This window comes from Pseudomonas sp. KBN10P06128 (assembly GCF_037574945.1).
In the GTDB taxonomy this organism is placed as follows: Bacteria; Pseudomonadota; Gammaproteobacteria; order Pseudomonadales; family Pseudomonadaceae; genus Pseudomonas; species Pseudomonas aeruginosa.
Genome location: NZ_JBBELR010000001.1, coordinates 5,934,925 through 5,948,578, shown reverse-complemented (window position 1 = coordinate 5,948,578; position 13,654 = coordinate 5,934,925). Strand labels below are relative to the sequence as shown.

The 13,654-nt window shown below is 65.3% G+C and carries 11 protein-coding genes; 1 reads left to right on the top strand and 10 read right to left on the bottom strand.

Annotated elements, in window-relative coordinates:
- Positions 1-14: 14 nt before the first annotated feature.
- The 4 genes from VQ065_RS27725 to VQ065_RS27710 all read right to left on the bottom strand — a co-directional run bounded on the left by VQ065_RS27725 (position 15) and on the right by VQ065_RS27710 (position 3,603).
- Positions 15-2,048 (bottom strand): DNA-binding protein, encoded by a 2,034-nt coding sequence (locus VQ065_RS27725; RefSeq protein ID WP_226342770.1) that lies wholly within the window; start codon positions 2,046-2,048, stop codon positions 15-17.
- A gap of 28 nt (positions 2,049-2,076) precedes the next feature.
- Positions 2,077-2,487 carry a hypothetical protein gene (locus VQ065_RS27720; protein ID WP_031631676.1) on the bottom strand — a complete coding sequence of 137 codons (411 nt, stop codon included), beginning with the start codon at positions 2,485-2,487 and terminating at the stop codon, positions 2,077-2,079.
- A gap of 322 nt (positions 2,488-2,809) precedes the next feature.
- On the bottom strand, positions 2,810-3,244 hold the full coding sequence (locus VQ065_RS27715) for a hypothetical protein (RefSeq protein ID WP_015994777.1): 435 nt from the start codon (positions 3,242-3,244) through the stop codon (positions 2,810-2,812).
- Between the two features lie 2 nt (positions 3,245-3,246).
- Complete coding sequence (locus VQ065_RS27710; RefSeq protein ID WP_015994776.1) at positions 3,247-3,603, bottom strand: helix-turn-helix domain-containing protein; 357 nt, start codon at positions 3,601-3,603, stop codon at positions 3,247-3,249.
- A 240-nt stretch (positions 3,604-3,843) separates the two neighbouring features.
- Here VQ065_RS27710 and VQ065_RS27705 point away from each other — a divergent pair, with 240 nt between their 5' ends.
- The gene (locus tag VQ065_RS27705; RefSeq protein WP_015994775.1) at positions 3,844-4,503 is read left to right on the top strand and encodes an XRE family transcriptional regulator; all 660 of its coding nucleotides are present in this window, start codon (positions 3,844-3,846) and stop codon (positions 4,501-4,503) included.
- A gap of 309 nt (positions 4,504-4,812) precedes the next feature.
- On the opposite strand, the gene retS is transcribed toward VQ065_RS27705, so the two are convergent.
- From retS to VQ065_RS27675, 6 genes are all read right to left on the bottom strand, one after another.
- The gene (gene retS, locus VQ065_RS27700) at positions 4,813-7,641 is read right to left on the bottom strand and encodes a hybrid sensor histidine kinase/response regulator RetS (RefSeq protein WP_003095412.1); all 2,829 of its coding nucleotides are present in this window, start codon (positions 7,639-7,641) and stop codon (positions 4,813-4,815) included.
- 103 nt (positions 7,642-7,744) lie between these two features.
- On the bottom strand, positions 7,745-9,034 hold the full coding sequence (gene purD / locus VQ065_RS27695) for a phosphoribosylamine--glycine ligase (protein WP_003095409.1): 1,290 nt from the start codon (positions 9,032-9,034) through the stop codon (positions 7,745-7,747).
- Between the two features lie 103 nt (positions 9,035-9,137).
- Positions 9,138-10,745 (bottom strand): bifunctional phosphoribosylaminoimidazolecarboxamide formyltransferase/IMP cyclohydrolase, encoded by a 1,608-nt coding sequence (gene purH / locus VQ065_RS27690; protein WP_003095406.1) that lies wholly within the window; start codon positions 10,743-10,745, stop codon positions 9,138-9,140.
- Between the two features lie 79 nt (positions 10,746-10,824).
- Entirely contained in the window at positions 10,825-11,148 is a 324-nt protein-coding gene (gene fis, locus VQ065_RS27685) for a DNA-binding transcriptional regulator Fis (RefSeq protein WP_003121116.1), read from the bottom strand.
- Complete coding sequence (dusB, locus tag VQ065_RS27680; protein ID WP_003095402.1) at positions 11,145-12,143, bottom strand: tRNA dihydrouridine synthase DusB; 999 nt, start codon at positions 12,141-12,143, stop codon at positions 11,145-11,147. Before dusB ends, fis begins: the two co-directional genes overlap by 4 nt.
- A 203-nt stretch (positions 12,144-12,346) precedes the next feature.
- Positions 12,347-13,621 carry a DUF3426 domain-containing protein gene (locus VQ065_RS27675; protein ID WP_003095399.1) on the bottom strand — a complete coding sequence of 425 codons (1,275 nt, stop codon included), beginning with the start codon at positions 13,619-13,621 and terminating at the stop codon, positions 12,347-12,349.
- Positions 13,622-13,654 lie beyond the last annotated feature (33 nt).

Here is a 13,654-nt window from a genome sequence, read left to right as displayed (position 1 = left end):
GAATACAGCTCCTTTCATGCTTGCCGCTGCTGGGCGGCGAATTCTTTGGATTTGGGGTAAACCTCGAACCACTGGGCGGCGTCCGGCTCGATGGGTTGGCCGGAGCGCTGCCGCTCGGCCAGCTCGCACCACTGCCGGTAGCGCTGGGCGGGAGCGGTCGGCAGGGTGAAGACCTGGGCAGTGGTGGCTTGGGTGGTGGCTGCGGCCGGGCGCGGTTCGTCGATCCGCTCGGCCTGCACTTCAAGGGTCGCGGCGCTGCGCGACCGGAGTTGCTCGGGGGTGATTGTGCCGAGGCCGGGGATGGACAGCGGCGCATCCATTTCCAGGGCATACCCGCCGTCACGCTCGGCGCGAATCTCGTCGAGGTGAGCCAGGGCGCGCTTCTCGCGGGCCTCTGCGCGTTTCTCGCGGGCACGCTCGACATACGAAGCTGGCATGTAGTCGCGGCTGTTGCCGTTCAGCTCTGCGGTGCAGAGGAAGCGCCCCTCGCCGTCGTAGACCCACACCTTGCTGGCGTCGTGGATGTCGTAGCCCACGGCCACCTGGTCGCCGTGGAATTCCTCCAGCTCGCGGGCGAAGTAGCGGTTGCCGATGAACTCCAGTTCGCAGCGGCGGACGGTGCGCAGCACCTGGGGCCGGAACAGCGGCCGGGCCTCGTCGTCGGTGACGCGCATCGGGCTGAAACCCTCCGCTTCGTGCAGCGCCCAGGCCTCGTTGGGGGTCATGTGGCGGCGGCGGCCGGTGTTCGGGTCAACGATGCGCGGCAAGCTGCTGTGCGGCCGGTCGTTGTACTCGGCAATCTGCTGTTCGCAGAACGCGACAAAAGATTCCCAAGACATCAGCGGCATGGTGCCGCCCTTGGCGATGGCCCGGCGCGTCAGCTTGAAGGCGGCCAGCTTGGCCTGGCGGTCCATGTCGGCGCCGATGTAGCCGGGCAGTTCCTTGGCGGCGCGAATCCACAGGCTCTGGTGGACGCGCTCGATCACGCCCCGCGCCTGGCTGTTGTATGGCAGGCTGTTCTTCATATCGATGCCCAGGCGGCCCATAAGGCCGACCGCCTCGTCGCGCATCATGTGGTTGACGTAGCCCGAGCCGTTGTCAACGTAGAAGATGGCCGGGATGCCGCCCTTGGTGCAGGCGTCGCGCAAGGCATCGACCACCACCAGGGCCGACTCGGCCAGGCCGGTGGACCAGCCCGGAATTCGACGGGTACGGATGTCGATGATGGTGGTGATTTCCGGCCGGAAGGGCCGGCCGTGCATCGGGTGCTGGACCTCGGCGTCGAACGTGTGGCCGTCGCAGGAATAGACGTCGGTCGGCAGCAGCTTGGTGAAGTCGCGGCGAATGAACGGGCGCAGCGCCTTGATTTCATGCTCACCCATGCGCCCGACCTCGCGGCTGACGTTGCCCACCTTGCGCAGGAACGCATAGACCTGGTCCAGGCTGGGCATTTGCCCCTGCCAGTGCTTCTCCAGCAGTGCATGGGCAGCGCGGGCGCTGCGCTTCTCCGGCCCCTGGTAGATCGTCATGAAGGCCGGCGCCCAGTCGGGAACGCTCATGTCCGGGCGGCGGACCTTCGGCACCAGGGCGCCACGCTCGGCCTGGTCCAGGAAGCGCTCCAGGCTGCGCACGCTCGGCAGGCCATCCGCGCTCGGGCGGCCGCGAGGATCGCGGGCCATCTTGAGCATCGCGAGCAGCTGCGGCTCGACCTGGCCGAGGCGCGCCATGTCCAGCATCAGGGTGATGGAGCGTTTCCGGCTGTAGCCGGTGCGGGCCATCATCAGGTCCAGGGCGTGCAGCACCCCCTGCCGAGCATCGGCGACCAGCTGCTGGCGGTTGGTTTCGACCAGGGCCAACTGCGTCTCCTGGCGGACCACCTTGGTGGCCACCTCGCCCAGGGCGGCGTTCAGCAGTGCGGCGCGGGTTTCTTTCGGCAGGGCCGAAACGTGGTACTCCATCGCTTTAGTGCCGACTCTACGCTGGCTGGTCCAGCCTTCACGCTTGGCGCGCAACTGAACAGCTCGTACTGTTGAACCGAGGCCAGGCATACCCGCAAGTTGTTGAGGGCTGAACCACTCACTCATGGCCGCCTCCAGTAGCCTCGTGTTGGGCGATCAGGGCGTTACCAAGGGCGAGAGCGGCAGTTTCCAGCCATTCGGCTGCAATCTGTCTGCTGCCGTTGAAGACTGAAGCGTGGTCGCCATCGACCGAGTTGAAGAACTCGGCGGCATGGCGGAGATCGTCGAGAAGCGGGCGATGTATAGCGTCAAGCTGTGCTTGCCCGAGCGCGATGGATTCAATACTGTCAGCCGTTTTGGAGGGCGCAGGCATGATCAGCGAAGAAGAGTTTCGCGAATTGCAGGAAGAACTGGACGATCTGACAGAGTCACTCGGCCGGCTTGAAGAAATGAACGAGGCATTATCTGAAGTGGTGTTCGCACTGCTGCAATCCACATCGATCAGGCCGAGACTTTTTTCCCGACTCATTGATCACACCCTCGACAAATGGCTGATTCTTCGTCGTGACTTGGGTTCTCCCTCCGCAAAGCTCTTGCAGCGCGTGCGAGACGACGTTCTCTCCAAACCGCCTGAGGGGACGCTGGATTTTCCTTCAGCCAGGCCGCGACCTCTGCTGCGAGCGGTTCCCGCGCCACGTCGGAAAGATTCGGCTCACGGGCCGGACGGTTCTGGAGGAGACGTTCAGCGTGAGCCTCGGCCTGGCGATACTCCTCAGCCTGCACCAGGGCCAACTCCTCACGAACCCAGCGACGAACAGCGTCCCGAATTGGACGAGTAATAAGCTTGATCATCAGATACCTCCCATAAGTCGCTTGAGTTCACGTGCCTGCCGGCTCGCTTCCTCGCGGGTCCGCTCAAGGCGGCCCAGTTCGGCGAGCAGTGCATCGCGGCCGTAAGCCACGCGGCCGCCACGTACATCGACCAGCCAGTTGGTCAGCAGATGGCTCGCGCAGACGTCCTCCAGAAGGGCGGCGCGGTAGAAAGGCAAGTTGTGATCAGTTCGGGCGGGACTCGACCAGGCGTCGAGCATGTTCTTGCTCACGTCATCGCCGGACAGGCGCGACATCCGGGCGGCGACCTCGTAACGGTCAAGGTCGCAAGCCTTCAGAATTTCGCTGACCAGTTCGCTGACTTGAGCGGCGTAGTTGCACTCACCAGGTATAGCGAGGGCCGGCTGCGGAACATCGAAGATGTCCAGCGTTCGATCGTCTTTGCGGCGGGCCATGTTCAAGCCCCCGCGCCGGCTTTACGCTGCGCTTGGTCAGCGTATCTGGTATTTTCCTCAGCACCTGGCATATGTCTGACATATGCCTGCAAGGTCTCCGAGCGATTCGGCCGTTGCCGCTTCGGATTCTCGTCGTCTAGCCAGCGCTCTGGCCACAGCACTAGCGGGCTGAGGTCGAGTACAGCAGCGATGGCGCGCTCTACCCGAGGGTAGGGAGTCAGCTTGGCGTTTTTGACTGCCGGGCTGGAGACGTCGAGGGAGCGGGCCACCTCAGCCAGGGACGACCCCCTGGCACGGAGCTGGTATTTGATCCACTCCCAGCGGACGTTGTTGTCGCGGGGGATTTCGGTTCTGTTCATGCCTACGTTCCATTTCAGCCGCCATGCAGGGCGACTACTTGGGTTGTCTAACGTGACTTAGGGCATAAACATAGCCATTAACAGCCAACTGGTAAAGCGAAAAATGGCGTTTCGCTTGCCAGATTTATCAATAAAGAGGCGAGAATTGGCTAAGTCATTGATATATAAAGGCTTCCTGACAAAGCGAAATCTAGCTATTTTTCTTGGCTGCATTTCGCTTTCTTCTGAGGGGAAAGCGAAATGACCGAAGGTCTGGCTGCTCGGATTAGAACCTGCGCCGCCTTGGTTGGAAGTGGCGATGAACTCGCGCGACTAACCGCTATCCCTAGGCGTACCCTGGAGTACTACTTGACCGGCGACAGTGAACCCAAGCTTGCGCGGTGTGTGGACATTGCAAAGGCTGCGGGGGTGGACATTGGCTGGCTAGCTACCGGGGAGGGGGAAATGCACAGCGCTGCCCCGGATGAAGCCGCAGAGGATGACACCTACGCCTACGTACCCCTCTACGACGCGCGGGTGAGTGCTGGCCACGGTTCCTGGATGGAGGGCGCGCGGACCTTGGCCAAGCTGGCGTTCACTCGCTACAGCTTGCGGAAGCAAGGTCTGGAGATAGCGAATATGTCAGCCGTTCGCATCGGCGGTGACTCAATGGAGCCGCTGTTGAGCGATGGTGATACGGTGATGATTGACCACAGCTGCGGCGAGGTCCGCGACGAGGCTATCTACGTCATTCGGTTGGATGACCACCTATACGCCAAGCGAATCCAGCGGCAAATCAATGGCGGTCTAGCGATCATTAGCGCTAATTCGGCCTACCAGACGATGTACGTGTCCAAGCAAGACCTAGAGGCAATCGACATCATTGGTCGCGTGGTATGGGCAGGCCGCTGGATGACTTAGCGCCCATTCCGCGCCAATAAACGATCAATATCTTTCATTCCTTGCTCAATCCTGATCGATATTTTCCAAACACCCGCACGGCGCCTCTCCGGCTGGAGCCCTAGTGTTATAGGGGCTCTAGCCTATCCATCCCTCTTTTGGCATGTGTCAAAACAGTCACCTCCCCACAAAGTGGCGGTGTCGGCGGATAACGCCGTTGGCGTCATGCGCCCTACGGGAGCCGGGACCACCGGGGCGTAGGGCGAATAACCGCGTGCGGTTATCCGCCGTGGCGGAGGCCGGGTGCAGCGCCGGAGCACGTCGCTGCCCTCAGGAGGGCAGGGCGTCGCCCTGGCGGCGGCGATCGCGTTCGCCGACCCAGTAGGCGATCAGCTCACGCAATTGCGACAGCTCCACCGGCTTGGCCATGTGCCCGTCCATGCCGACCAGCCGCGCGCGTTCCTTGTGTTCGCTGAGGATGTGCGCGGTGAGCGCCACCACCGGGGTATGCGGGCGCTGTTCGTGGGCTTCCCAGGCGCGGAGCTGCTCGGTGGCGGAGAAGCCGTCCAGAACCGGCATCTCGCAGTCCATCAGCACCAGGTCGTACTGGGTCGCCTTCATCGCGCTGAGCGCCTCCTGGCCGTTGCTGGCGGTGTCCGGCTGGAGGTTGAGCTTGTTCAACATGCCGCGGATGACCTTGGTGGAGATGCTGTTGTCCTCGGCGACGAGGATCCGGAAGTCGCTCGGCAGGCTCGGCGCCTGCGCTTCCTTGGCCGGTTGCAGGTAGTTGGTGACGCCGCTGACGCCGCGCTGGGCGAGTTCGTCGGCGAGGGTCGCCTTCAGCGTGTAGCCGGCCACCGGCTTGGCCAGGATGCGCTTGATCCCGGCGTTGCGGGCGATGATCTTGCTCGGCGCGTTGCTGATCCCGGTGAGCATGATCAGCAGGATGTCGTGGTTGAGGTTGGGGTCTTCCTTGATCTTCGCCGCCAGTTGCATGCCGGTCATGCCGGGCATGTCCTGGTCGAGCAGGACCACGTCGAAGTACTCGCGCAGGTGCGCCTTGGTGCGCAACTGGGCCAGCGCCTCCTTGCCGGACGACACCGCGCTGACGTTCAGGCCCCAGCCGCTGCACTGCTGCACCAGCACCTTGCGGCAGGTTTCGTTGTCGTCCACCACCAGCAGCCGGGCGCCCTGCAGCGGGCCGTCGAGGTCGGCGGTGGGGTTCTCCAGCTGCTGCGGGTCGAGCGGCAGGGTCAGCGACAGGGTGGTGCCCTGGCTGCTGCCGGACTGGATGCCGAACTCCCCGCCCATCAGCCGCACCAGTTGGCGGGCGATGATCAGGCCGAGGTGGCTGCCGAGCTTGCTGGCGGAAAGGAAGTCGCCGCTGTGCAGCTCGGCGGTGAGCAGCGCCTCGCGCTCCTTGGCGTCGAACGGGTGGCCGCTGTCCTGCACGGCGATGCGCAGGCGTGGCGTCTCGCCCTGGTCGTCGAGGGCCACCACCAGCAGGATCTCGCCTTCCTCGGTCTGCTTGAACGCGTTGTCCAGCAGGCTCAGGACCACCTGGCGCAGGCGCGTCGGATCGCCGCCGATGACCCGTGGCACCTGCGGCTGGGTGAAGCTGATCAGCTCGATGCGCTGCTGCTCGGCCTTGACCCGGAAGATATCCAGGCAGTCCTCGATCAGCGCGTTGAGGTCGAACTGCACTTCGTCCAGCTCGATCTGCCCGGACTCCAGCTTGGAGATGTCGAGGATCTCGTTGATCAGCGTGAGCAGCTCGTTGCCGGCGCTGTGGATGGTCTGCACGTAGTCGCGCTGCTTCGCCGACAACGGGGTGCCGAGGAGCAGTTCGGTCATCCCCAGCACGCCGTTCATGGGCGTGCGGATCTCGTGGCTGATCTTGGCCAGGAACTCGGCCTTGGTCTGCAATTCCGCGGTGTGCGCCGCCTCGCTGGTGCGCTGTTGCAGGTTGAGCTGCTGGATCAGCCGCTGGCGTTCGGTGAGCGAGACGCTCAGGACCAGCCCGGCGAGGGTGGCGAAGCTGAACACGCCGAGCACCAGCCAGCCCGGATCGAGTTGCTTGGTGCCGAACAGTACCGGCAGGAACACCATGAAGCCGGCGTTGAACACGATCATCCCGGCAACGATCAGGCGCGCCGGCTGGTAGCCGCGATACCAGTGCCAGGCCGCGATCAGCGGGACGCTGAGCGAACTGAGGATCACCAGCAGGTAGATCAGCCAGCTGAACCAGAGTTGCTGGGTGAAGGCGATGATCGCGCCGACCGCCAGGATCAACAGCGCCTCGCCTTGCAGGAGGCGGTTCAGGCGGCTTTCCGCAGTGCCGCGGAAGAAGCTGCAGGCGAACCACAGCAGGCTCACCGCGGCGCCGAGGGCGCCGAGGTCGGCGGTCAGCGACTGGTTGAACTTGAGTCCCGGCAGCCAGAACGCCACCAGCCCCAGGTTCGCCGCGGCGCAGACCGCCAGCGCCGCGTGCACCGCCGCCAGCCACAGGCTGCTGGCGCTGCGCGAGTAGGCGAAGCGGATCAGGTTGTACATCAGCAGCAGGAGCATGCCGCCGAGCAGCATGCCGAAGGCGTAGGCGGGCTTCTCCAGGCCGACCAGGCCGGCTTCGTCGATCTGGTCGAACCAGGCCATCAGCGGATGGTTGGAGGTCATCCGCACGTACAGGGTCATCGGCTTGCCGTCGACCGGCAGCGAGAACAGGTAGGAGCGCGAGGGCAGCGGGCGCTCCTGGAACGGTCGCGACTCGCCGGTGTGCTGGTCCCGCACCAGTTGGCCGTCCTGCACCAGGTAGTAGTCCAGGTACTGCACCCGCGGGGCGAAGATCCACAGCCAGCTCGGCACCTTCTGCGCGGGAAGCTGGACCTGCAGCCAGACCGCCTGGGGGCTGGCGGGGAAGATGAAGGAGCGCTTGGCCAGCGGGCGGAACTGCTCCTTGCGCTGGAGGACGTCGGCGATCCGCAGTTGCGCGCTCTCGTCGCGCAGCAGGCGCCAGTTCTGGTTGACGCTGGGGGTGGTGGCGGTGGTTTGCAGGGGAACGCTGGAAACGCCGGCGTCGTCCGCGACCGCCGGCGACATCGGACCGAGCAGAAGCAGCAGGAAGCTGACGAGTAGTCCTATGGCGATCCGAAGCCGTACCACGGCGAAGTCCCTTCGAAGGTGAATGGCCGGATTATAGCCAAGTGGCCGTGGCAACGGCATAGGCCGCGGAAGCGCCGTGCGGCGCCCGCGGCTTCGGGCCCGGTCAGGACTCGCCGCGCTCGCGGGCGATGGCACGGTAGCCGATGTCCTTGCGGTAGAAGCAGCCGTTCCAGCGGATCTTCTCGGCCAGGCGATAGGACTGTTGCTGGGCGGCGGACACGCTCTCGCCGATGGCGGTGGCACAGAGCACGCGGCCGCCGGAGGTGACCACCTGGCCATCCTTCAGCGCGGTGCCGGCGTGGAACACCTTGCCGTCCAGCGCGGCGGCCTCGGCCAGGCCTTCGATGACCTCGCCCTTGGCGTAGTCGCCCGGATAGCCGCCGGCGGCCAGTACCACGCCCACGGTCGGACGCGGGTCCCAGGTCGCCTCGACCTTGTCCAGCGCCTTGGCCAGGGCGGCCTCGACCAGCAGGACCAGGGAGGACTCCAGGCGGACCATGATCGGCTGGGTTTCCGGATCGCCGAAGCGGCAGTTGAATTCGATGACCTTGGGCGCGCCGCTCTTGTCGATCATCAGGCCGGCATAGAGGAAGCCGGTATAGACGTTGCCTTCCTCGGCCATGCCGCGCACGGTCGGGTAGATCACTTCGTCCAGCACCCGCTGGTGGACCTCGGCGGTGACCACCGGGGCCGGCGAGTAGGCGCCCATGCCGCCGGTGTTCGGCCCGCTGTCGCCATCGCCGACGCGCTTGTGGTCCTGGCTGGTGGCCATCGGCAGCACGTTCTGGCCGTCGACCATGACGATGAAGCTGGCCTCCTCGCCATCGAGGAACTCCTCGATCACCACGCGCGAGCCGGCGTCGCCGAAGGCATTGCCGGCGAGCATGTCGCGCACGGCGGCTTCGGCTTCGTCCAGGTTCATGGCGACGATCACGCCCTTGCCCGCGGCCAGGCCATCGGCCTTGATGACGATGGGCGCGCCCTGCTCGCGCAGGTAGGCCAGGGCCGGCTCGACCTCGGTGAAGTTGCGATAGGCGGCGGTGGGGATCCGGTGGCGGGCGAGGAAGTCCTTGGTGAAGGCCTTCGAGCCTTCCAGCTGGGCGGCGCCGGCGGTCGGGCCGAAGATATCCAGGCCGCGCTCGCGGAACAGGTCGACCACGCCTGCCACCAGCGGCGCCTCGGGACCGACGATGGTCAACTGGACGTTCTTCGCGGCGAAGTCGGCCAGTTGCTCCAGGGCCAGCACGTCGATGGCGACGTTCTCGCACTTGGCTTCGGTGGCGGTGCCGGCGTTGCCCGGGGCGACGAAGACCTTCGCCACGCGCGGGTCCTGGGCGACTTTCCAGGCCAGGGCATGTTCACGACCGCCGCTGCCGATGATGAGTACGTTCATGGGGTTCTCCTGGCGCAACGGCGGGTAACGCGCCGCGTTATCCGCCCTGCGTGAAATTCGTGGGTAGGGCGGCTGACCGCATCGCGCTCAGCCGCCGTGATACTCAATGGCGGAAATGGCGCATGCCAGTGAACACCATCGCGATATCCGCCTCGTCGGCCGCCGCGATCACTTCGCTGTCGCGCATCGAGCCGCCCGGCTGGATCACCGCGGTGATGCCGGCCTTGGCCGCGTTGTCGATGCCGTCGCGGAACGGGAAGAAGGCGTCCGAGGCCATCACCGCGCCTTTCACTTCCAGGCCGGCGTGCTCGGCCTTGATCGCGGCGATCCGTGCGGAGTTGACCCGGCTCATCTGGCCGGCGCCGACGCCGACGGTCTGGCGGTTCCTGGCGTAGACGATGGCGTTGGACTTGACGAACTTGGCCACCTTCCAGGCGAAGATCAGGTCGTGGATCTCCTGCTCGGTGGGCGCGCGGCGAGTGACGATCTTCAGGTCCTCGGCCTTGATCATGCCGATGTCGCGGCTCTGTACCAGCAGGCCGCCGTTGACCCGCTTGAAGTCCCAGCCCGGGGCGCGCTCGGCTGGCCATTCGCCGCATTCGAGCAGGCGTACGTTGGCCTTGGCGGCGACCACCTCGCGGGCGGCGGCGGAAATCTTCGGCGCGATGATCACCTCGACGAACTGGCGCTCGACGATGGCCTTGGCGGTTTCGCCGTCCAGCTCGCGGTTGAAGGCGATGATGCCGCCGAACGCCGATTCGCTATCGGTGGCGTAGGCCAGGTCGTAGGCCTTGCGGATGCCGCCTTCGTCTTCCGGCACCACGGCGACGCCGCAGGGGTTGGCATGCTTGACGATCACGCAGGCCGGCTTGAGGAAGCTCTTCACGCATTCCAGGGCGGCGTCGGTGTCGGCGACGTTGTTGAACGACAGTTCCTTGCCCTGCAACTGGATGGCGGTGGAGACGCTGGCCTCGCCCTTCTTCGCCTCGACGTAGAACGCCGCGCTCTGGTGCGGGTTCTCGCCGTAGCGCATTTCCTGGGCCTTGACGAACTGACTGTTGAAGGTGCGCGGGAAGGCGCCGCGGTCGGCGGTGCCTAGGGTATCGCGGGTCTGGTCGATGGTACCCAGGTAGTTGGCGATCATGCCGTCGTAGGCGGAGGTGTGCTCGAACGCCTTGAGGGCCAGGTCGAAACGCTGGGCGTAGGTCAGGCCGCCGGCCTTGAGGGATTCGATCACGGCGGCGTAGTCGCCGGCATTGACCACGATGGCGACATCCTTGTGGTTCTTCGCCGCCGAACGGACCATGGTCGGCCCGCCGATATCGATGTTCTCGATGGCGGTAGGCAGGTCGCAATCGGGCCTGGCCACCGTGGCCTCGAAGGGATACAGGTTGACCGCCACCAGGTCGATCGGCTTGATGCCGTGCTGCTCCATGACCGCGCCGTCCAGGTCGCGGCGACCGAGGATACCGCCATGCACCTTCGGGTGCAGGGTCTTCACCCGACCGTCCATCATTTCCGGGAAGCCGGTGTAGTCGGCCACTTCCACGGCAGAGATGCCGTTGTCCCGGAGCAGCTTGTAGGTGCCGCCGGTGGAAAGGATTTCCACGCCGAGGGCGACCAGCTCACGGGCGAAGTCGACGACGCCGGTCTTGTCGGAAACGCTGATCAGCGCGCGGCGGATGGGCAGGCGGGTGGTTTGGTCGGTCATTGCAAGGGTCCTGAGGGCTGGCTTCCGGCCGCGGGTGCCGGCCGGGACGCGCGCCCTTGGCCGGAGCCCGCCGCCGCTCTTAAAGAAGATCGTATTGCTTGAGTTTCTTGCGCAGGGTCCCGCGGTTCAGGCCGAGTAGCTCGGAGGCCTTGGTCTGGTTCCCCTTGACGTGGTTCATGACGGTTTCCAGCAGCGGCGCTTCGACTTCGCAGAGCACCATGTTGTAAACGTCCGTGACCGGCTGCCCTTCGAGGTGGGCGAAGTAGTTGTGCAATGCCTTCTCCACGCTGTCGCGCAGGGTCTGCCCTTCTTGCGTCGGCGTGGTGAGGTGCTGTTTCAGGTTGGCGTTGTCGCTCACGGGCGTTGTTCCACTCACTAAAGTCTCGGTCGTCATCGTTGTCATGCGGCCACCCCTGTTCCGTTGTTCTGGCGCTCGGCGAAGAACTGCCTGACGCTGGCGCACTGCGCATCCGTGTCCTGCAAACGATTGAACTGGGCGCGGAATTCCCTTGCGCCCGGCAGAGTCGCGAGATACCACCCCACATGCTTGCGGGCGATCCGCACACCCATTTCTTCCCCATAAAAAAGGTGCAGCTCCGCGAGGTGTTCGAGCAGGATGCTCTGCACTTCGGGAAGCGGCGCCGCCGGCAGGTGCTCGCCGGTCCGCAGGTAATGGTCGATCTCGCGGAAAATCCACGGTCTTCCCTGGGCGGCCCGACCGATCAGCAGGGCATCCACCCCGGTCTGCTCGATGACTTTCCTGGCCTTTTCCGGCGAATCGATGTCGCCATTGGCGAACACCGGTATCGACACGGCCTGCTTGATCGCCGCGATGGTCTCGTACTCCGCCTCCCCGGTGTACAGGTCGGCGCGGGTCCGGCCATGCACCGCAAGAGCCTGGATCCCCGCCTGTTCGGCGAGCTTCGCGACGGTGACGCCGTTACGGTTGTCCCGGTCCCAGCCGGTCCGGATCTTCAGGGTGACCGGTACGTCGACCGCCCTGACCACGGCATCGAGGATCTCGGCGACCAGCGCCTCGTCCCGCAGCAAGGCGGACCCCGCTGCCTTGTTGCATACCTTCTTCGCCGGGCAGCCCATGTTGATGTCGATGATCTGCGCACCGAGTTCCACATTGCGCTGCGCGGCCTCGGCCAGCATGGCCGGATCGCCGCCGGCGATCTGCACCGAGCGCGGCTCGTCCTCGCCATCGTGGATCAGGCGCAGGCGCGACTTGCGGCTGTTCCACAGGCGGACGTCGCTGGTCACCATCTCCGATACCACCATCCCGGCGCCAAGGCGACGGCAAAGCTGACGGAACGGACGATCGGTCACCCCGGCCATCGGCGCGAGGATCAGTCTGTTGGGCAGTGTATATGGGCCGATGCGTACCACCGACATGGGGCTTCCCTGTCTTGCGGTGCTGCGAAAAAAGGGAGGGCATGATACCCGCTCTGGATGACCGGATAAAGGCTGTTTTGGATAAATTCTGAACAGCCGATTCCTTAGTTCTTACAGTTGGAAGACGAGCGGCACTTGCGCCTGGCGCTCCGCGCGAGCGGGTGGGCGTAGCGGCCCGGCGGCGACCGGCGAGGTCTTTCCGGTCACTCCGGGGAATGGAAGCTCAGGCTGTAGTTCACCGCCTTCGGACCCGGGTCGAGGATGTCCAGCGACACGTGGATCGGTACCTGCGGTGGCATTTCCGTTCGTCCGGCCAGCTCGCCGCCGAGGTACTCGCCGGGCTTGAAGCGGCGATTGGCGATGAGGTGGCCGTTGAGGTCGGCGAAGCGCAGTTCCAGCAGCGGGAACGGCTGCGAGAAGCTGGCGCGGTTGTAGATGATCGCGTCGACCACCAGCGCGCCGCTGAATTCGGGATGGCTGCGGACCACCAGGTTGCTGCTCCTGATCTGCTCCACGTCGACCTTGGAGGGAAGGGTGCAGCCGATTTCCGGGCAGAGCTGGGCGAACCAGGGGCGATAGGCGTCCTGGCGCGCCAGCTCGTCGAAATGGTAGGCGACGTACTGAGCGGCGAGACCACCCAGCGCCAGCAGGATCAGCAGCAGCCAACCGAGACGCCGCGGCCATTGGCGCCGGGGCTTCTCCCAGGCCAGTTGCAGCGGCTCGTCGCGCAACTGGTCGAGACTCTCGACCGGCGCCTCGTCCGGCTTGCGGGCGCTGCCCAGGGGCGCGACGGACTGTTCCTCGGCGCTTTCCTCGTCGTCTTCATCCAGGGCGCTCAGTCCATGGCGGCGCTTGCCGAGGCTGGGCTCGTCGTCATCGTCGTCATCGAGGCTGAGGCGAAGTTCCGGCGGATCCTCGGCGCGGCGCAGCGGCACGAAGGATACCCGCTCTTCCGCCAGCGGTTCGCCGAGGCTCGGTTCCTGGCGCGGATTGCCGCGCGCCGGCTGGGCCGGTTCGGCATCGGCGATCAGCGCCTCGGCCCAGCGTTCGTCGTGTGGATCGCGTTCGTCGTCGCGGCGCGCCAGCAGGCTCTCCGCCGGTCGCGGGGCCTTCTCGATGCTGGAGAACTCCTGGTTCAGCTCGAATTCGTCGAGCTTGGCCAGTTCCTCGTCGAGGTTGAGGCTGTCCAGGTCGAGGTCGTCATGGATCCACAGGGTTTCGTCGCGCGGGCGCGCTGCCGGGGGCGCGGCCGAGGTGGCCGCGACGCTTGGCGCGGGTGGCGGAGCGGCGACCGGCTTCGCTTCGGCTGCCGAAGAAGCGTTCGCGCGCGGCGCGCCACCGACCTGGTGTTGCAGGGCGTTGAAGACTTTCAGGCAGGTGCCGCAGCGGACCGCGCCATTGGCGGCGCCCAGTTGCGCGTCGTTGACGCGGAAACTGGTGCTGCAATGGGGACATTGGGTGATGACGCTTTCGCTCATGCGGCGATCCGTAGGGAAAATCCGGCGGCTAGT